The sequence below is a fragment of the Streptomyces sp. YKOK-I1 genome (genome assembly GCF_054660435.1).
This window is the reverse complement of the sequence record NZ_BAAGDR010000001.1, coordinates 3698920-3718617: the sequence shown is the minus strand read 5'-3', so window position 1 is coordinate 3718617 and position 19698 is coordinate 3698920. Positions and strand designations below refer to the sequence as shown.

General features: G+C 67.6%; 12 protein-coding genes and 1 pseudogene. 8 read left to right on the top strand and 5 right to left on the bottom strand.

Annotated features, from left to right (window positions below):
• Positions 1-29: 29 nt before the first annotated feature.
• Complete coding sequence (locus ACYQ8Q_RS16130; RefSeq protein ID WP_460065577.1) at positions 30-632, bottom strand: acyltransferase; 603 nt, start codon at positions 630-632, stop codon at positions 30-32.
• Positions 633-906: 274 nt separating this feature from the next.
• Positions 907-5340, bottom strand: a complete 4434-nt coding sequence (locus ACYQ8Q_RS16125) for an FG-GAP-like repeat-containing protein (protein ID WP_460065575.1) — start codon at positions 5338-5340, stop codon at positions 907-909.
• A gap of 357 nt (positions 5341-5697) precedes the next feature.
• Here ACYQ8Q_RS16125 and ACYQ8Q_RS16120 point away from each other — a divergent pair, with 357 nt between their 5' ends.
• Both ACYQ8Q_RS16120 and ACYQ8Q_RS16115 read left to right on the top strand, forming a co-directional pair.
• On the top strand, positions 5698-12747 hold the full coding sequence (locus tag ACYQ8Q_RS16120; protein ID WP_460065573.1) for a polymorphic toxin-type HINT domain-containing protein: 7050 nt from the start codon (positions 5698-5700) through the stop codon (positions 12745-12747).
• 6 nt (positions 12748-12753) lie between these two features.
• Entirely contained in the window at positions 12754-13140 is a 387-nt protein-coding gene (locus tag ACYQ8Q_RS16115) for a hypothetical protein (RefSeq protein WP_460065572.1), read from the top strand.
• Between the two features lie 196 nt (positions 13141-13336).
• Here the strand turns inward: ACYQ8Q_RS16115 and ACYQ8Q_RS16110 are convergent.
• A pseudogene (locus ACYQ8Q_RS16110) lies at positions 13337-14281 on the bottom strand (tyrosine-type recombinase/integrase); the annotation flags it as partial.
• An 8-nt stretch (positions 14282-14289) separates the two neighbouring features.
• Here ACYQ8Q_RS16110 and ACYQ8Q_RS16105 point away from each other — a divergent pair.
• Positions 14290-14706 carry a hypothetical protein gene (locus ACYQ8Q_RS16105; protein WP_460065571.1) on the top strand — a complete coding sequence of 139 codons (417 nt, stop codon included), beginning with the start codon at positions 14290-14292 and terminating at the stop codon, positions 14704-14706.
• Here the strand turns inward: ACYQ8Q_RS16105 and ACYQ8Q_RS16100 are convergent, their stop codons facing one another.
• Entirely contained in the window at positions 14707-14889 is a 183-nt protein-coding gene (locus ACYQ8Q_RS16100; protein WP_460065569.1) for a DUF397 domain-containing protein, read from the bottom strand. It lies immediately after the preceding gene.
• A gap of 11 nt (positions 14890-14900) precedes the next feature.
• On the bottom strand, positions 14901-15755 hold the full coding sequence (locus ACYQ8Q_RS16095; protein ID WP_460065568.1) for a helix-turn-helix domain-containing protein: 855 nt from the start codon (positions 15753-15755) through the stop codon (positions 14901-14903).
• 228 nt (positions 15756-15983) lie between these two features.
• Between ACYQ8Q_RS16095 and ACYQ8Q_RS16090 the strand changes: the two genes are divergently transcribed.
• The 5 genes from ACYQ8Q_RS16090 (at position 15984) to obgE (ending at position 19509) form a co-directional block, all read left to right on the top strand.
• On the top strand, positions 15984-16463 hold the full coding sequence (locus ACYQ8Q_RS16090) for an ATP-binding protein (RefSeq protein WP_460065565.1): 480 nt from the start codon (positions 15984-15986) through the stop codon (positions 16461-16463).
• 92 nt (positions 16464-16555) lie between these two features.
• Entirely contained in the window at positions 16556-17167 is a 612-nt protein-coding gene (locus tag ACYQ8Q_RS16085) for a Uma2 family endonuclease (RefSeq protein WP_460065564.1), read from the top strand.
• A 201-nt stretch (positions 17168-17368) separates the two neighbouring features.
• Complete coding sequence (rplU, locus tag ACYQ8Q_RS16080) at positions 17369-17689, top strand: 50S ribosomal protein L21 (protein WP_007449531.1); 321 nt, start codon at positions 17369-17371, stop codon at positions 17687-17689.
• A 14-nt stretch (positions 17690-17703) separates the two neighbouring features.
• Positions 17704-17958 (top strand): 50S ribosomal protein L27, encoded by a 255-nt coding sequence (rpmA, locus tag ACYQ8Q_RS16075; RefSeq protein WP_003990207.1) that lies wholly within the window; start codon positions 17704-17706, stop codon positions 17956-17958.
• Between the two features lie 114 nt (positions 17959-18072).
• Positions 18073-19509 (top strand): GTPase ObgE, encoded by a 1437-nt coding sequence (gene obgE / locus ACYQ8Q_RS16070; RefSeq protein WP_460065560.1) that lies wholly within the window; start codon positions 18073-18075, stop codon positions 19507-19509.
• Positions 19510-19698: the final 189 nt, after the last annotated feature.

The window sequence follows — 19698 nt, the reverse complement described above, 5'->3', positions numbered from 1 at the left end:
TACGGGCCCCGGGGCTCAGCGGGCCCGTCTCAGCCGGCGCGCTCGATGAGGACGCCGTCCTTCTCGTCGTAGAGCTCGCCCGTCCTCGGGCACTCCCACACGCCGCTCTCGCCCTCGTGCTCGGTGAGGCGGACGCCGGCGCGGCCGACCCAGCCGATCCGCCGGGCGGGGACGCCCACCACGAGGGCGAAGTCGGGCACGTCCCTGGTGACGACGGCGCCCGCGGCGACCATCGCCCAGCGGCCGATGACCAGCGGCGCCACGCAGACCGAGCGGGCGCCGATCGAGGCCCCGTCGAGGATCTTCACGCCGACGGCCTCCCAGTCGCCGCCGCGCTTCTGCTTGCCGTCGGGGTCCACGGACCGCGGGTTGTGGTCGTTGGTGAGGACCACGGCGGGGCCGATGAAGACACCGTCGCCGAGTTCGGCGGGTTCGTAGACGAGCGCGTAGTTCTGCAGCTTGCAGTTGTCGCCCATGTGCACGCCCGAGCCGACGTACGCGCCCCGGCCGATCACGCAGCCCTCGCCGAGGCGGGCGCCCTCACGGATCTGCGCGAGGTCCCAGACACTGCTGCCGGCACCGATCTCGGCACTCTCGTCGACCTGCGCGCTGGGCTGGACCCTGTAGTTCACTTGTTCGCCTTCCGGTGTGCGTCCCTCATCCGGCGAGCATACGGGGAGGGGACACCCGCCCGGGGCGGGCGGCCCGTCGGCAAAGGCCGTGATCAGTGCCCGGCGCTGATCGGGTACCTCGTGCCCGCGCCCTGAATGCGGCGCCGCGCGTTGATGAGTGTCGGCGTCACAGAGCAGTAGACGACCCACTTCGTTCTGCGGACCACGCCACGAGCATGGCCCGGGGCCGCCGAGACCTCGTCACGAAGGCTCGGTGGCCCCGGGGGCCTCGGGCCTACCAGCCGGTGCCTATCTGCTGGCGGGTGCTGAAGGCGGTGGCGGTGCGGGGGTAGAGCCAGAGGATGCCGGTGGCGTCGTCACGGGCGATGACGTCGGGGTTGCCGTCGCTGTTGAAGTCGCCGATCCCGACGAACGTGTACGGGTTCCAGCCGCTGCCGATCTGGCTGCGGGTGCCGAAGCCGTTGCTGCCGTTGCCGGGGTAGAGCCACAGGTCGCCGCTGGTGTCGCGGGCTATGACGTCCGGGTTGGAGTCGCCGTTGAGGTCGGCCACGCCGGCGAAGGTGTAGTTGGTCCAGCCGGTGCCGATCTGCACGGCCGAACCCAGGCCGGCGCCGGTGCCGGTTCCGGGGAACATGCGCAGGGTGCCGTCGGGGTGGCGGCCGATGACGTCGGGTTTGCCGTCACGGTTGAAGTCGGCGACGCCGACGAAGGCGTAGCCGCTCCAGCCGCTGGCGAAGTTGGCGACCGGGGTGAGCAGATCGTGTCCCACATCGCCCGGGAACAGGCGCAGGGTGCCGCTGGGTGCCATGGCGACGATATCGGCGTAGCCGTCGGTGTTGAAGTCGCCGATTCCGGCTGAGGTGTAGCCGGAGAGGCCGGAGCCGATGTACACGGCTGAGGTGGACCAGCCACCACTGCCGTTGCCTGGGTACAGCCACAGGCTGCCGGTTGCCGCGTCGGCGGCGACCACGTCCACCTTGCCGTCGCCGTTGTAGTCGGCGACGTCGGTGAAGGCGAACGGGGCCTTGGGGAGGGCGACATTGGCCATGGCGGCGACGTGGGTGCTGGTGAGAGCTGTCCCGTTCCACACCTGCACGTCCGCGAGATTGCCGCGGAAGTATGCGGCGCGCACGTCGTTGGCCAGGTCGTTGCCCAGGGCGAAGTTTCCGGTGAAGCCTGCGATCGCGGTGTGGGAGCCGCGGGCCACCGGCCGGTCGTCCACGTACAGGGTCATCGCCTTGGTGGTCGGGTCGTAGGTGATGGTGAGGTGGCTCCACTGGCCGATGATGGCGGTGCCGCCGGCGATGCAGTCGTAGGCGCGGGTGGCGTCGGACGTGGCGAGGCAGAAGGCCCATTCCTTGTTGGACTGGGTGTAGAGCAGGAAGCCGGAGTTGTGGACACCGTCCTGGGAGGCGATGACGCCGCCCACGGCAGCGGGCTTGACCCAGGCAGACAGGGTGAACGCGCTCGACAGCGACAGTGCCGCGCTCGAGGTCATGGCGCTGGTGGAGGTGCCGTCCAGAGCCAGGTTGGAGGGGAAGAAGACGTTGTCGTCGGTGTCCCAGGTGGCTGCGGTGCCGCCGGTGAGATCCAGGCCGGCGGCGGTGTCGGCGGCGGTGGCCGCGCTGCCCTCGGCGCCGTCGTTGAGAGGCCAGGTGTGGGTGGGAGCGACGAGGGTCTGGGCGGTCTGCGCGGTCAGGGTGTTGGCGGTCGCGTTGAAGATCCGTGTGGTGCTGCTTCCGCCGACGGAGACGGTGCGCAGGTCCGGGGTGCCGTCGTTGTTGAGGTCGGAGGCCTGGAGGACGGGCAGGGCTGCGGAGCTGTAACCGCTGCTCGCGACCTGCAGAGGGGTGACCGTTTCTCCGAAGGCAAGGCCCTTGAGCTGGTCGGGGGTGTAGTAGTACAGCGCGCCGGTGCTGGTGTTGCGGGCGAACAGCGCGGGCATTCCGCCGACGAGGCTGGTGGTGAGGCTCCAGCCGGTCCAGTCGCCGGAGCCGGTGGGGTTGGTGTCGGTCAGCCACACCGCGTTGTCGATGCCGACGAACGTGCCGGGGAACGTGACGCCGGGCTCGTCCCACAGCACACCGTCGACGATCAGGAGCAGGTCGGGGTAGCCGGTGGGGGGCTCGTCGTTGAGGGTGTGGTAAAGGTTGCCGCCGGCGGCGATGCTGGTGGCTTTGTCTCCGCTGCCGTTGGTGAAGGTGATGGAGTTGACGTTCGCCTGGTTGCCGCTGTCGGGCGAAAGGGGTGAGCCGTCGCCGCTGCCGTAGAGCACGGTGCCGCGGCCGGTGGCGGGGTTGTAGTCCAGGACGTCGTTGAATCCGTCGCCGGTGTTGAAGTGGCCGGTGATGGCCTGGGTGCCGTTCCAGTCCGTGGGCGAGCCGGCCGAGTTGACTCCGGTGCCTTCGGCGCCGAGGTCGCTGGCGCTGGTGGTGAGCTGTCCGTCGGAGATCCCGTGGGCCAGCCACAACCCGCTGGAAAGGCCCGCCTGGGCGCCCACGGCGGTCAGGTCGGGCAGGCCGTCACCGGTCAGGTCGCCGTCGGCGGCGGTGGCAGCGGGCGCGGCGGCGAGGATGCAGTTGGCGGTGTCGCCGATGTTGCCACCGGCCGAGACCGCGGTGACGGTCAGCACGTTCGTACCCCGGGTCGGGGTGACGCTGATGGAGGTACTGGCGCCGGCGCTGGCCACGGAGACGGGGGTGGCGCCGTTGAGCTGGTAGAGGTAGCCGGCGGTGGCTCCACCGGAGTCGTTGGGCGCGAGGGTGAAGCCGGCTACGGCGCCGACCTGATAGGTGGTGGTGCTGGCGTCGTTGCCGCATTCGTTCGAGGAGGCGTCGGTGATCACCGGAGCGCCGGGCCGGCTGGGGTCGAACTTGAACTTGCAGGTGGAGGAGACGGGTGACGAGTAGCTTCCGTCGGAGGAGGTCACGTTCCACGACACGCCGAGGACGGAGCCGCCGGCTGCGGCCTCCAGCACCGATTTCTTCAGTATGTAGGCGGCGTTCTTCCCGGAGGCGGCGGAGACGGTGGACTTGGCGATCTGAGTGCTGCCGGACGTCTTGATGACGTTGAAGGTGTTGGACAGGGTGCCGCCGTCGGGGTCGGAGACCTTCGCGTAGAGCGTGATGTCTCCGTCACCAGTGGTCTTGACGGTGCTGGTGCAGGTGGTGGCCGGTGAGGTGACCATCGACGAGGGCTTGTTGGGCTCGTGGTCGTAGGTGGTGGACATCGAGATGGTGGCGTGGTCGAACTTCTTCCACCCGTACTTGTCCAGTTCGTCGTCGGCCCGCAGCCCCAGGGTGACGTTGCTCAGGTTCGCGGCGGTGGCGATGTCCTGCATGTGCGACCGGACGTCGAAGCCGAGCGAGTGCGCCGGGCAGGAGGGGGAGTAGCCGTAGGCCACGGTCTTTGTGCCCCACTGGGTGTTCCAGTCCGGCTGGTTGTTCCAGGTGGTTGCAGAGTTGATCGAGTCGGTCTGCCACAGCTCCACCGCGGTTGCGGTGCACGAGGGCGCATAGGTCTCGGTGGCGTAGACGCTTGAGTCGATGATGTGAGAGCCGAAGATCCGGCTGTCCACCGAGAGCTTCGCGTACGCCCGCGACTTGTGGTACGGGGTCTCCCAGCCCTGATAGCCCACGTGCATTCCGGTGGCGCTGGTGTCCTTCCAGTAGCTGACGTCCGGGTAGGCGGAGTTGACCCAGGTCCAGCTGGTCAGCGTGCCGCCGGCGCTGTACGTCGGATCGATGTACACCGGGTAGACGGTGGACGAAGCGGACAGCAGGGCCTCGTCCGGGGTCAGGCGGATGTGACCGGAGGCGTAGGACGCGGCGACCGGCGCGATGTGCGCTCCCGCGCCCGGCTCCTCGGCGGAGGAGGCCACCGGCCCGCCGGTGTCGGCAAGGGTTTGCTCGGTGGCGGCGGAGAGGGCCTGCTTGCCGGTGGACAGTGCGCTCGGGGTGGCTGCCTGTGCGGTGGCGGAGTCCCACATCAGCGGCGCCGGGGCGGAGAAGACGGTGCGTTCGGCGGCGTCCGTGGCCATGATGTTGCCTGCGGCGTCGGTGGCCAGCGCCACGTTCTTCGTCTCGGCCGGAAAGGCCAGCGTGTCCAGGGCCGGATCATCGGCCGCGTCGGCGTTCTTGACGATGAGGACCTCGGAGAAGCCGCCCTGGGTATCGGCGGTGACCTTCAGGTCCACCCCGTCCAGGACGTCGGGGTAGGTGGCGCTGGAACCGCTCAGGACCGGGGCGGGCAGCGTGCCGATCGAGGTCGGCACGGTCAGGGACAGCGAGCGGCCGCGGTCCCACATCACGGCCAGTGGGTCGTCCCCGCCCCCCGACAGGGTCAGATCCGAGGTGGTCACGGCCGGGGTGACGGTGCCGTCATCGTGCCGGACCAGGGTGGAGTCCAGCGTCTTCCAGTCGCCGGACTCGTACTTGCGTACCGGGGCGACCGACTGGGTCAAGGTGAACGTGCCGTCCGGATTGGCCACTTCCGATTCCGTCGACGTGGTCGCCGCGGCCACAGACACGGCCTTGCCGGTGGCCTGCGCCTGCGCCGAGGCCTTCGCCTCGCCCAGGGGCAATTGCGATGACGGGGTCTCAGTTATGGCGTCGGCGCGGGCGGTTGTCACCGCGCCGGAGAGGGACAGCGTGCTCAGCGCGGCAGCCAGTGCCGCACTGAGCATCTTGCTGCGCAGGGTCGGTCTCACCTTTGGATACCCCCGGGTCAGGTCGGACAGGACCGTTCATGTCGATCGGTGATCCAGTGGACCGACTTTTCTTTATCTGCGGCAGACCTGATTGATTGCTGGATGACCGTACATGTCCGAGTCGAGAGTGAAGTTTTGTGAATTCTTGGTGTCCGGTTGCGGGGAGTTGTCGGAATTGGTCACTGTCCCGCGGCTCAGGTGTTCTGCGATAGTCGCCCGCGCAGCTGCGGCTTGATCAAGTCGCGGTGCCGTTGTGCCTGCGTACGGGGCGAGTTGGGGGGAACGATCATGGCCAGGACAGCGTGGCTGAGACGGACTGCACGTCAGATCGGCACACGGGAACGGATCGTCGGCGCCGTGGTGGCACTGACTCTGGCCGTACCGACAGCGGTCCCTGCGGCCGCCGCGACCAAGGACCGCGCTGGCGCCCCGGCAGTGCAGCAGACCCGGTCGGTCAAGGGGGTCACGACCCTCAACCCGCGCAAGCTCAAGGTCAAGGACCACACCAAGAAGGTCTTCCACGCGGCGAAAGCCCACTGGCCGGAGGCCGCGACCGGCACCGCCACGTTGTCCGCCCCGAAGACGGGAGCGAAGCAAGGAGTCAAGGGGTCGGCCGCCGGTACGCCGGTGTGGGCCCGCTCTGTGGGCCCGACCAAGGGCTCCTACCAGGGACCGGACAAGGTCTCGGTACGCGTCCTGCCGCACCAGGACGCCACCCAGCTCGGCGTGGCAGGCGTCGTCCTTGCCGTCCAGCCCGCGACCGGCGGCCGGGGCAAGGTGCAACTGGGCCTGGACTACAGCGCCTTCGCGGGAGCCTACGGCGGTAACTACGCCGACCGCCTCCATCTGGTCAGGCTTCCCGCCTGCGCGCTGACCACCCCCAAGCGTGCCGCCTGCCGCACTCAGACTCCTCTGGCCACCGACCAGGGTGTCACCACACACGAACTGGCGACCACCCTCACCCTTCAGGGCGCCGAGCCCCAGGCATCCCCCACCCCTGCCTCAGCGTCGGGCCGCACGACTGCCGTGCCCGCCTCATACACGGCGTCCTCTGCCGGCAGCGCCGAGGCGATGGTGCTGGCGGCGACCGCCACGAGCACCACGGAAGGCGGGGGAGCGGGTAGCTACGACGCGACCGCTCTCGCACCGTCCGGCTCCTGGGCGGGCGGCAGTTCGTCGGGCTCGTTCACCTACAGCTACCCCATCGCGCCGGTGACCTCGTCCGGGACACTGAACCCGTCGGTCGGCCTGGCCTACGACTCGGGCTCGGTGGACGGACAGACCTCCTCCACCCAGGCCCAGTCCTCCTGGGTGGGCGACGGGTGGGGCACTCCCGACTCCTACGTCGAGCAGAGCTTCACCTCCTGCTCGGACAGCCCGGAGGGCAGTGCCTCACCGGTGTCCAGTGACGACAAGTGCTACGACGGGCCGGTCCTGACCCTGTCGCTGAACGGCTCGTCGACCTCCCTGGTGAAGGACGGCACCAGCGGGACATGGAAGCCTTCCGACGACAACGGCTCAACCGTCAAGCACGTCACGGACTCGAACAACGGATCCGGTACCTACAACACGGACTACTGGATCGTCACCGAGCGGGATGGCACCCAGTACTACTTCGGCCGCAACCAACTGCCCGGGTGGTCCTCCGGCAAGGCCACCACCAAGTCGGTGGACAGCGTCCCGGTGTACTCCGCGCACTCCGGTGACCCCTGCTACAAGTCGTCCGGGTTCAGCGACTCGGTGTGCACCATGGCCTACAAGTGGCACCTCGACTACGTCGTGGACCCGCACTCCAACGCCATGGCGTACTACTACACCCAGGACACCAACTACTACGGCGAGGAGAACGGCGCCCGCAACGTCTCCTACGTCCGGGATTCGTACCTGGCCCGGATCGACTACGGCTTCCGCGACACCGGGGCGTACGGCACGGTCCCTGACCAGATCGTCTTCACCACCGCCTCACGCTGTGTCCTCGCCTCGTGCGACGTGCTCCTGCCGGGCAACGCCTCCAGCCAGTACCCGGACGTCCCCTATGACCTGGTCTGCATCTCGGGGGCGATCTGTTCCGCACACGCGCCGTCGTTCTTCTCCACCGTCCGTCTGTCCTCGATCAAGGTGCAGCAGTACAGCGTCGCGGCCGCCAAGTACCAGGCGGTCGACACCTACACCCTGCACCAGACGGAACCGGCGACCGGGGACGGCACCTCGCCCACGCTCTGGCTTGCCTCGATCACCCACGAGGGCGACGACACCACGGCCGGGGGCTCCGCCTCGCCGATCACCCTGCCGGACGTGAAGTTCGCAGGCGTGGACCTCAAGAACCGGGTCGATACAGCCAACTTCCCCGGCCTCTACCGCTACCGCATCTCCGGCATCACCAACGAGATGGGCGGACTGACCTCCGTCACGTACGACACGCCGGACACCTGCACCGCCGCGTACGTGGCCTCGGCCGACCCCAAGACCAACACCAAGTCGTGCTATCCGGTGTCCTGGACGCCCAAGGACTACCTCAACCCGATCACCGACTGGTTCGAGAAGTACGCCGTCACCCAGGTCCTGGAGACCGACAGCACCGGCGGAGCGCTCGTCAAGCAGACGAACTACCTCTACAACGGCGGCGCGGCCTGGCACCACGACGACAACGAGGTCGTCAAGGCCAAGTACCGCACCTGGGGCCAGTTCCGCGGCTACGCGAGCGTCGAGACCCGCATTGGCGACGGCGCCAACGACCCCCAGACCAAGGCGGTCACGTCGTACTACCGCGGCATGGACGACGACTGGCTCTCCTCCTCCAGTCGCCGCTCCGTGAACGTCACCGACTCCCAGGGCGGCGTGCACGCCGACAGCGACCAACTGGCGGGCAACGCGCTGGAGACCACCGCCTACACCGGGGTCGGCGGCAGCGTGGACAACTCCACCGTGACCTCGTACTGGATCTCCGCTGCCACCGCCACCCGCACCCGCTCGGGCATGCCGGACCTGACCGCTCACGCCACCGCGGTCGCCGAGACCTGGGGCCGCCAGGCCGTCACCAGCGACGGCACCACCACCTGGCGGGTCACGGAGACCGACAACACCTACGAGGCCAGCCGTACGAACGACAACTTCGGGCTGTTGACCTACAGCTACACCCACACGGTGCCGGCCGACGCCAAGTACGACCAGTGCACCGCGATCACCTACGCCCCGGCCAACACGACCGCCAACCTGGTCGGACTGGAAGCCTCAAAGGAGACCGACTCGGTCGCCTGCGCCGGCTTCACCCAGAACTCCCCGGCCACCGTGCCGAAAACCCTCAACAGCCTCACCGCGCCGACCGGTGTCTCCCGTCCTGACCAGGTCGTCTCCGCGACCCGGACCTACTACGACGACACCAGCTTCGCCACCGCCTTCCCGCAGACGGCCGCGCCCACCAAGGGCGAGATCACCATGACCCGGCACGCCGCGGACTACAGCGGCGGTGCGTTCACCTGGCAGACCCAGACCCGCGCCACCTACGACACCTACGGCCGCCCCAAGGACGGCTACGACGCGCGCGGCAACAAGACCACCACGGACTACACCGTGGACAGCGTCGGTCTGACCACCGGCACAACGATCACCAACGCCAAGAACCAGACCACCGGCACCACCACCGACCCCACCCGTGGCCTCGCTCTGACCTCCACCGACGCCAACGGGATCACCGACACCGTCCACTACGACGCGCTCGGCCGCACCACCGAGGTTTGGCAGCACAACCGCGCCACCACCGCCCCGGCCGACACCAAGTACACCTACACGGTCTCCCAGACCGCCCAGTCCGGCACCACCACCCAGGCACTGAACGATTCCCTGGGCTACGTCACCTCGTACACCCTCGTCGACTCCCTCGGCCGTACCCGGCAGACCCAGACACCGACCCCGCAGGGCGGTCGGCTCATCACCGAGTCGTTCTACGACTCGCACGGCTGGGTGTGGAAGAAGAACAACGCCTACTGGGACTCCACCACCCTCCCCGCCCTGGCACCGGCTTCCATACAGGACTCCCAGGTCCCCAACCAGGACCGCTACACCCTCGACGGCCTGGGCCGCGTGGTCGTCGACGACTCCGAGCAGTACTCGGTGCTCAAGCAGAAGACCACCACCGTCTACAGCGGGGACGCCACCACCGTCATCCCGCCGACGGGCGGCACGGTCAAGACCACCCGCACCGACCCCCTGGGGCGCACGACCGAGGTCGACTCCTACAGCGCCCGCCCGACCCTGACCACCCCGCTCAACACCTTCACCGGCCAGTTCTCCGTCACCGGTGGCACCTACAACGCGATCACCTACGGCTACGACGGGCACGGCAAGCAGAACACCGTGACCTCCAAGGGCACCACCTGGACCACGGTCTCCAACCTGCTGGGCCAGGTGACGTCCAAGACCGACCCGGACGCCGGCACGACCAGCATGCTCCACGACGCCGCGGGCAACCTCACCCAGACCACCGATGCCCGCGGCAAGACCGTCTCGTACACCTACGACGTCCTCAACCGCAAGCTGGGCCAGTACGCCTCCACGGTCGCCGCACAGGCCCCGGGCGCGAGTGGCAACCAGATGGCCGCCTGGACCTACGACAACGACAACGCAGTCTCCGGCGTCACCAACCCGATCGGGCAGACCACCACCGCCACCTCCTACAACGCCGGCAACACCTACACCACTCAGCAACTGGGCTTCAACGCCTTCGGTGAATCGCTCGGCCAGTCCGTCACCATCCCCGCCGTGCACGGTGCACTGGGCGGCAAGACCTACACCTTCCGCCACACCTACAGCGCCGACACCGGCCTGCTCTACACCGACAACTACCCCCTCGGCGGCGGCCTCCCCAACGAGATCGTCAGCCACGGTTACGCCACGGCCCTGGACCTGCCCAACGGAATGGGCACCACTTCCTACGGCTACGCCCAGAACACCACCTACAGCGCCTACGGCCAGGTGCTCCAGGAGACCCTGGGCGCAAGCGCGAACCCTGCCTTCCTCACCAACACCTACGACCCCCACACGGGAGCACTGACCGACCAGTTGGTGACCCGCTCGACCACACCGACCAAGGTCGACGAGCAGAACTACACCTACGACCCCGCCGGCAACATCACCAAGCAGATCACCACCCGCCTGGGCGCCACGGCGACCCCCGAGACCCAGTGCTACCAGTACGACGAACTCGACCGCCTCACCCAGGCCTGGACCGCCACCGACGACTGCAACGCCGCCCCGACCTCCAGCTCCCACGCCCAGGTCGGCGACCCGCTCGCAGGCGGCACCGCGTACTGGACCAGCTGGGACTTCGACGCCCTCGGGCAGCGCCAGCACCAGATCGAGCACTCCACCACCGGCGGCAGCGATACCACCACCAGCTACGCCTACGACTACAACGGCAACGGCACGGTCCAGCCCCACGCCCTGTCCTCGACCTCGGCCAGCGGCGCGAGCACCGCGACCACCAGCTACGCCTACGACAAGGCCGGCAACACCACCGGCCGCACCACCGTCGCGTCGGGCAACCAGACCCTGACCTGGAACGACGCCGGCCAGCTCACCCAGGTCAGCGGCGGCAAGACGGGCACCACCGGCTACATCTACGACGCCGACGGCAACGTCCTGCTCCAGACCGACCCCTCCAGCACCACCCTCTACCTCCCCGGCGAGCAGCTCACCCTCACCGGCAGCACCACCACAGGCGTCCGTTACCTCCCCCTGCCGGGCGGCGGCACCGTGGTCCGCACGGGCACCACCACGAACTACAAGTTCGAGATCAGCGACCCCCACGGCACCAGCGGCCTCTACCTGGACAACACCGCCCAGACCCCGACCTGGCGCCAGTTCACCCCCTACGGCGGCACCCGCGGCACCGCCGTCAGCTGGCTCGACAACCGCGGCTTCCTGAACGCCCCCGACAACGCCAACACCGGCCTCACCCAGCTCGGCGTCCGCCAGTACGACCCCACCCTCGGCCGCTTCGCCAGCCTGGACCCCGTCTTCGAAGCCACCGACGACCAACAACTCGCCGGTTACGCGTACGCCCGCAACAACCCCGTCACCAACAGCGACCCCGCCGGACTGTGGATCGACGACGGCACCGGCCACAGCGAACCGCGCAAGAACGGCGCGGCCGGCGCGGCGAGCCCGACACCAGGTGTTCCCCGAGGCGGTACCGGAACAGGCGGCTGCTACTACACCTGCAACTACGGCACCCACCACAGCAGTGGGGGCGGCGGTGGCAGTCACAGCGGAGGCGGCGGAGGCCGCGGCCACCACCCGAGCGGGCTCGGCGGCTTCCTCTCCGGACTCATCGACCAAGGCACAGACATGGTCGTGGGCTTGGTCGACCAAGGTCTCAATGACCTGGACATAGCCGGGTCCTGCCTCACTGGAAGCGCTCCAATCAGCTGTGCCAACGTCACACCTCTGGGCGCCCTGATCCTCCAAGGCATCCCTGCCGCCGAGGGCATGTGGGACACCGGCGTCAGCATCTACACCGAGTACAAGAACGGTGACGGCGCACATGCCAGCGGTCGCATCAGCGCCTTCGTGCTGGTGGCTCTCCTCACACGCGGACGAGGGGGCGCGTGCAAGAGTTTCACCCCTGCTACGCCGGTGCTGCTCGCCGACGGCAAGTCGAAGCCCATCGGAGAGATCAAGCCCGGCGACAAAGTCCAAGCAGCAGATCCCAAAACGGGCAAGCACAAGGGTTCACGTGCTGTCTCCGCAGTGTGGATCAACCACGACTACGACCTTGTCGACCTCAGCATCCGCCAGGAAGACGGCAAGCTGAGCGTTCTGCACACCACAGCCAAGCACCTGGTCTGGGACGACACCCTCCACAAGTGGGTACCCACCGGGAAACTGGCCGTCGGCCACGCACTCAACACCGCCACGAACAAGCACGTCTACGTGGCCTCCGTGACTGCTCGCCCCGGTGACCAGCACATGTACAACCTGACGGTCGACGACCTGCATACGTACTATGTGCTGGCGGGCGCCACACCGGTCCTGGTTCACAACTGCGGAGGGCTCGACGACGCAGCGCATGCAAGAATTCAGGACACCTACGGGAACGATATTGCCGATGGAGTTGACTACAACATCCAGCGCATGTGCCCGAGTTGCAACTCGGCCAGCGATGCCGCAGATCACACCATCAACGGAATCGGTGACAACGTAAACGGCTTGGCCAATTACCTGACCGGTCAGCGGGATTTGGGTATGACGCATGTCGACCGGAGGAAGCCAGGAACAACAGCCAGGCGGGATGAGACCAGAAAAGACTCCAACGGGCGAGGCGTGACGATCGTCCAAAACTCCTACATGGTTCACGCCTACCATCAGTCGTTGGAGGAGTTCAATAGCATCTTCAATTCGGTAAAGTGAGGGCGCATGTATCGAAGAGTTGGGCTCAGGAGCTCGGGTGATGTCTACGTCCTCACACTTACTCCGAGTCAGTTCGAGCTGGTCAGAAGGGTTCTTGTCGATCTCTACGGCGGCAGTCACTCTTCAGAAGTCGTTGCCGTCGTGGCCGGAGAAGTCTCGGAGGGTTTCCTTGAACTGAGGCGGCGCGAAGTGGAGTTTCGGTCGCGAGGAAGCATTGATTTGACGCTAACCCACCCTGACCTTCAGGCACTGTGTGGTTCCTTGGCATTCGCCTTCCTGAACCGCTCATCGGAAGAGGCGTTTCACAATAGGTATGGGTTCTACAGCGAAAACGTGCAGGCTGTGGGGTGGGCGATCTTTGGGGCGCTTCAAGGGATGGGAAATTCGGATTGAATTCAGATCTGGCGGTGAACGCTTGGCTCGGGCTTCCGAATTTGGTGATCCACTGCATTTCGAACCGATCGGACTTGGGGTGCGGTCTGTAATGGCGAGTTGATTTCCTTGAAGTTCCGGTAGCTAATATGAGGCCCCGTCAGATTCGATCTGGCGGGGCCTCAGGGACGCGTGACGGCAGCAATTGACGGCAACGTCAGCGGACGGGGGCGGTGCAGGGCGGCAGTTCGTCACCATCGTTACTGACCGTCTGGGTGGTCGCCGAGCCATCGAGCGAGGTGCTGAGGGCATTGATGGCTTGGCGTTGGAGGCGGAGCCTGACGTGGGCGTAGACAGTGGCGGTGACGCCGATGTGGGCGTGCCCGAGGAGTTCCTTGATCACGACGAGTTCGACGCCTTGTTCCAGGAGCAGGGCGGCGGTGGAGTGGCGGAGGTCGTGGAATCGGATGCGGCGGAGGCCGGCATAGCGGAGGAGCGTGGTGAAGGCGCGGGTGAGGTTGGTCGGGTCGATCAGGGCGCCCTGCGCGGTGGTGAACACGTGTCCGCTGTCCTGCCACGCGGTGCCTGCTGCCTCGCGCTCAATCTGCTGCTGTCCGTGGTGGCGCTTCAGCGACTGGACGCAGCGGGCGGGGAGGGCGATACGGCGTTCGGAGGCCCGGGTCTTGGTGGGCAGCGTGGTGAGCCCGCCTGCGCTGATGCGCTGGAGGGTGCGGCGGATTGCGGCGGTGCCCGCGGCGAGGTCGAGGTCTTCCCAGCGCAGGCCGAGGAGTTCGCCCTTGCGGAGTCCGGTGTGGAGGGCGAGTTCGAACAGCGCGTGCAGCCAGTGACCCCGGGTCGTGGTGAGGAGTCGGCGGGCTTCGTCGGTGGTGAGGGGTTCGGAGCGTCGGGGCCGGGGTGTGCCGGTGCGGACGTTGCGGGCGGCGTTGCGCGGGATCTCTTCCTCACGCACGGCATGCTCCAGGGCGGACTTGAGCACCGAGTGGATGTAGGTGAGCGTCAGCGGGGAGAGCACCTTGCGGCAGCACAGGCCGGCGGCGCAGCAGCGGGGCTGATCGCGCCGGGCGTCGATGCCACGTGCGCAGCACTGGCAGGTGGTGCGGAGCTGGTTGAGCCAGGTGCGGACGTCTTTGGCAGTGAGCTCTCGATCCGGTGACCGTCGGGCTGGATGAAGACGTGGCCAATGTCCAACCGGGCCATGCCCACAAGGAGGTGGGCACGGCGATCCGGCGTTCGGAGCTGACGGCTGTGGTGGTGGGGGTGTTCTGGAGGGTGCGGCTCGGCGGCGGCATGGAGCTCACCGATTTCCTGCCCGGCACGGCCGTCCGCGCAGTCAAGGAAGAGAATTCAACGTCTGATTCGTCGGCGGAAGGTCTTGTTGTCGCGGTCTCGGCTGTGGACAAGTGTGGAGAAGTGCTGTTCGCCGAGGCCGAAGCGGCGCGTTTCTATTTCGTTGATATGTACCTGGTTGGCTCTGCCCATTTCGCCAGACCCCCGAGCGTTGAAAAGTTCCGTGCCTACACAGTCGAGAAGTTGACAGGCGGGGTCGCGAGCAAACGGTATGGCTGATCAGTTCGGCGGTATTCGCAGGCTGGCTATCAAAGCAGCGAGTGGATCTTTGCTGGTGGCCAGGCAGGCCTCAGGTTCGTCGCTTTCCCGGAGGAGGATTGTTCCGGTGGGGGAGGCGGCGAGGTAGACACAGGCAGAGGCCTCCTGGCTGTACGTGGACTTCTGCCAGTGCAGTTCGGGCATGGAGGGCTCCTTTAGAGGTCTTGGGCGAGTTGGGAGATGAAGTCGCGGGACTTGGCCGGAGCCAGGGCCGCCTGGGTGGTGCCGTCCAGGATCAGGCGGTAGCGCTCCAACTGGGCTGGGGAGTCGATGAGTTCGGCTCCGTGGTCGGTGTCGAGCTGGACAGTGTCCAGTTGCTGCACCGGGCCGTGGAAGTAGTCGATGCCCTGGCCCGAGGTGTGGAAGGGGCCGCTCTCGAAGGGAATCACCGTGATCGTGACGTGGTCCAGTTCGCTGATCTCGTTGAGGTGGCGGAGCTGGGCTCGGACGATGGCGCGGTCGCCGACGCGCATGCGGAGTGCGGCCTCGTGGATGATCGCCGAGTAGGGCGGGGGCTGGTCGCGGTGCAGGATCTCCTGGCGCTTGATGCGGTGTGAGACGCGGTGCTCGATCTCGTGCGGTTTCAGCGGCGGCACCGTGTGGCTGAACAGAGCGCGGGCGTGGTCGGATGTCTGGAGCAGGCCGGGGGTGTTGATCACGTGGGCCACGCGCAGCGCGGTGGCGTGGTGTTCGACCTCGGTCAGGTCCAGTACGCGGGGGGACAGGATGTCCCGGTACTCCTCCCACCAGCCGCGCCGGCGTTCGCCCGTCAGCGCGGCAAGGGCGTCGATCAGGGGTTCGTCGGTGCAGTCGTAGTGCCGGGCGATGGTGCGGACGCGGTCGGCGCTGACTCCGTAGCGTCCAGCCTCGATGTTGCTCACACGTGACTGGGTTGCTCCGATCAACGTTGCAGCCTGGGTGGCGGACAGATCGGCCCGCTCTCGCAGCCTGCGCAGCTCGACCCCGAGACGGCGGCGCCGGGCGGTGGGGAGAGGGCTCGGTTGCGGCATGGGATGCGACTTCCCGTTTGTACGTACGTCGTGTGGGTCACCCGCACGAAGGTAATAAGGGCTACTTTCCCCGCACTTAATGGAATGTAGTCCATCAAGTGCCCTACGGTGAGGGTCAAGCCGCCCAACCGGCCCCGCCCGCAAGCCGGAAGCGCACCGCGTCGCGGCACTGCCACCGCCTGGCCGGGCTGTCGAGCGGACCAACACCCCCCACCGCAGGAGGCGTTCATGGTCACCGTATCCCTGTCGGAGTGCGAAGCGTCACCAAACTGGGCGTACAGCCTCCAACTGCCCCACGATCCCCGAGCCGCCCGCATCGCCCGTGTCACGCTCAGAGCAGTACTCGCCAGCCATGACATGTCTCGACTCCAGGACCCGGCGGAACTCCTGGCGTCGGAACTCGTCACCAACGCCTACCGCTACTCCACCGGCCCCGCCACCCTCCGCCTGCGCGGCCTCACCCGCACCCGGCTCCGGGTGGGCGTCTGGGACGCCAACCCGCACATTCCGCCACCCTTCGGCAAGCGGTCCGGGCCCGTCGGACCTGTCCCGGCGGAGGCGGACGGCGGGCGCGGACTGTTTCTCGTATGTCATTACGCGCAAGCGTGGGGCGGGTATCCGCTCGGCGGTGGCCCGTCCGGGCAGGGCGGGAAGCTGCTGTGGTGCGAGGTCGGGGTGAGGAGCGAGCGTCCGGTGACTGGGGTGTGAGCCTTGCCGAGGGTCGCGCGGCGGCCGTGACCCAACGCTATCGTGGTGAAAGTGACACGCTCTGTGACCAGTGGAGGATCGTGGTGACCATCATGACCGAGCGTCCTCGGGCCATAGACGCCCCGCCGAGTGGCTCCTACGAGGAGATGCTCCAGATCGTGGAGGAGATGGATACACCTGTCGGCTACAGGGCCGAGCTCATCCGGGGGAAGATCGTTGTGTCGCCGTGGTCGAGGCTGCGTTACCTGCGTCCGATGCGCAAGCTGCGTGCGCAGGTGGAAGCCCATGCTCCTGACGGGTACGTGACGGAGACGTCACCCTTCCTCTTCACCTTCCCCGACTCCGGGCGCGCCTGCGGCCCCGACCTCTTCGTCGCCGACGAAGCCGCCTTCGAAGCCGACGGCCGTCACGCCGACGCCTCCGCCCTCTCCCTCGTCGCCGAGCTGACCTCCGACTCCACCAAGGACGTCGACTGGCTCGACAAGATGGCGACGTACGGACAGATCGTCCCGGTGTATCTGCTGCTCGACATGCGGATCGGGGAGATCAATGTCATGTGGGATCCGTCTCCCAAGGGGTACCGGTCCCGGACCAACGTGCCGTTCGGGCGGCCGGTGCGTATTCCGGCGCCGTTCGACTTCGAACTCGACACGGCGGAGTTCGGAGTCGAGGAGTGCGTGGACCCGGAGATCGAGCAGCGGTAAGAGGAGCGGGGCTCGGTTTGACCCCCGCAAAGCCGCCCCGTAACCTTGACCGTCGGTGTGTCCCCTAGGCGCGCCACATCCCCGTAAACCTCTTCCTCCCGGACACCGGTCCGCCGGTGGCACAGGGAGAGGCCGTCCGTGACTCTTCCCGGGCGGCTGGACTGCGGGGGTGCCGTTTCCGAGCGAGAGAGTGAGATCCGCGTGTACGCCATCGTGCGCAGCGGTGGTCGCCAGCACAAGGTTGCTGTCGGCGACATCGTTGAGGTTGACAAGATTTCCACCGCCCAGGTTGGCGACACGGTCGAGCTCTCGACCCTGCTCGTTGTCGACGGCGACGCCGTGACCAGCGACCCGTGGGTGCTGGCCGGCATCAAGGTCCAGGCCGAGGTCGTGGACCACCACAAGGGCCAGAAGATCGACATTCTGCGCTACAAGAACAAGACCGGCTACCGCCGTCGTCAGGGCCACCGCCAGCAGTACACGGCGATCAAGGTCACTGAGATCCCCGCGGCTGCGAAGTAAGGGACTGAGGAGACATGGCACACAAGAAGGGCGCATCGTCCACCCGGAACGGTCGCGACTCCAATGCCCAGCGGCTCGGCGTGAAGCGCTTCGGCGGTCAGGTCGTCAACGCGGGTGAGATCCTGGTCCGCCAGCGTGGCACCCACTTCCACCCGGGCGCCGGTGTCGGCCGCGGTGGCGACGACACGCTGTTCGCGCTCGAGGCCGGTTCGGTGCAGTTCGGCACCCACCGTGGCCGCAAGGTCGTGAACATCGTTCCGGTCGCCTGAGTCGGCTGATCGGAAACCTTTCGCGAGGCGGACCTCACTTCCCTGGTGGGAAGGCGGGTCCGCCTTTCGCGTGTTAACCCAGTAATACCCGTACTGCTCTGGAGGCACTGAACCATGACCACCTTCGTGGACCGCGTCGAGCTGCATGTCGCCGCGGGTAACGGAGGCCACGGCTGTGCCTCCGTCCACCGTGAGAAGTTCAAGCCGCTCGGCGGCCCGGACGGCGGCAACGGCGGCCGTGGCGGTGATGTGATCCTGGTCGTCGACCAGTCGATCACCACCCTCCTCGACTACCACCACAAGCCCCACCGCAGCGCGACCAACGGCAAGCCCGGCGAGGGCGGCAACCGTTCCGGCAAGGACGGCCAGGACCTGATCCTGCCGGTGCCGGACGGCACGGTGATCCAGGACAAGGCCGGGAACGTGCTGGCGGACCTGGTCGGCCACGGCACCTCGTACGTCGCCGCCCAGGGCGGTCGCGGCGGGCTCGGCAACGCGGCGCTGGCCTCGGCCCGCCGTAAGGCGCCCGGCTTCGCGCTGCTCGGCGAGCCCGGTGACTTCCAGGACATCGTCCTGGAACTGAAGACGGTCGCGGACGTGGCCCTCGTCGGCTACCCGAGCGCCGGCAAGTCCTCGCTGATCTCCGTGCTCTCCGCAGCCAAGCCGAAGATCGCCGACTACCCGTTCACCACCCTCGTGCCGAACCTCGGTGTCGTGACCGCCGGGTCGACCGTCTACACCGTCGCCGACGTTCCCGGTCTCATCCCGGGCGCCAGCCAGGGCAAGGGGCTGGGCCTGGAGTTCCTGCGCCACGTCGAGCGGTGCAGTGTGCTCGTGCATGTGCTGGACACGGCGACCCTGGAGTCCGAGCGCGATCCGCTCTCCGACCTCGACATCATCGAGGAGGAACTCAAGCAGTACGGCGGGCTCGGCAACCGGCCGCGGCTCGTGGTGCTGAACAAGATCGACGTACCGGACGGCAAGGACCTCGCCGAGATGGTCCGCCCGGATCTGGAGGCGCGGGGCTACCGCGTCTTCGAGGTGTCCGCGGTCGCCCACATGGGGCTGAAGGAGCTGTCCTTCGCCCTCGCCGACATGGTGGGCGCGGCGCGTGCCGCCAAGCCGAAGGAGGAGGCGACCCGGATCGTCATCCGGCCCAAGGCCGTGGACGACGCCGGCTTCACCGTCTCGCTGGAGGAGGACGGCCTCTACCGCGTCCGGGGCGAGAAGCCCGAACGCTGGGTGCGGCAGACCGACTTCAACAACGACGAGGCCGTGGGTTACCTCGCCGACCGCCTCAACCGCCTCGGTGTGGAGGAGGAGTTGATGAAGGCGGGCGCCCGCGCCGGTGACGGGGTGGCGATCGGTCCCGAGGACAACGCGGTCGTCTTCGACTGGGAGCCGACCGTCATGGCCGGCGCCGAGATGCTGGGCCGCCGCGGTGAGGACCACCGCCTCGACGAGCCCCGCCCGGCCGCCCAGCGCCGCCGCGACCGCCAGGCCGAACGCGACGAGGCCACCCAGGAGTTCGAGGGCTTCGAGCCCTTCTGAGGCACGCTTCACGGACCCGCTGCGGCTCGCCCCGCAGCGGGTTCTTCGTCCCCGGACCGCCGTTGTCGCCGCACCGCCGGTGAACGGCGCCGTGCAGGCCGGAGAACCCGGCCGACTCCCGGTTCGCGGTTACCGGCTCGTCGCGGCCACTACGAGCTCTTCTCCCTCCGCACGCCGTGAAGTCTGTGT

Bases quoted from the DNA above. Each gene is read 5' to 3' on its own strand.
- ACYQ8Q_RS16095 (WP_460065568.1), bottom strand. From the start codon at position 15,755: ATGCCGCAACCGAGCCCTCTCCCCACCGCCCGGCGCCGCCGTCTCGGG.
- rpmA (WP_003990207.1), top strand. From the start codon at position 17,704: ATGGCACACAAGAAGGGCGCATCGTCCACCCGGAACGGTCGCGACTCC.
- ACYQ8Q_RS16085 (WP_460065564.1), top strand. From the start codon at position 16,556: ATGACCGAGCGTCCTCGGGCCATAGACGCCCCGCCGAGTGGCTCCTAC.
- ACYQ8Q_RS16090 (WP_460065565.1), top strand. From the start codon at position 15,984: ATGGTCACCGTATCCCTGTCGGAGTGCGAAGCGTCACCAAACTGGGCG.
- obgE (WP_460065560.1), top strand. From the start codon at position 18,073: ATGACCACCTTCGTGGACCGCGTCGAGCTGCATGTCGCCGCGGGTAAC.
- ACYQ8Q_RS16100 (WP_460065569.1), bottom strand. From the start codon at position 14,889: ATGCCCGAACTGCACTGGCAGAAGTCCACGTACAGCCAGGAGGCCTCT.
- ACYQ8Q_RS16115 (WP_460065572.1), top strand. From the start codon at position 12,754: ATGTATCGAAGAGTTGGGCTCAGGAGCTCGGGTGATGTCTACGTCCTC.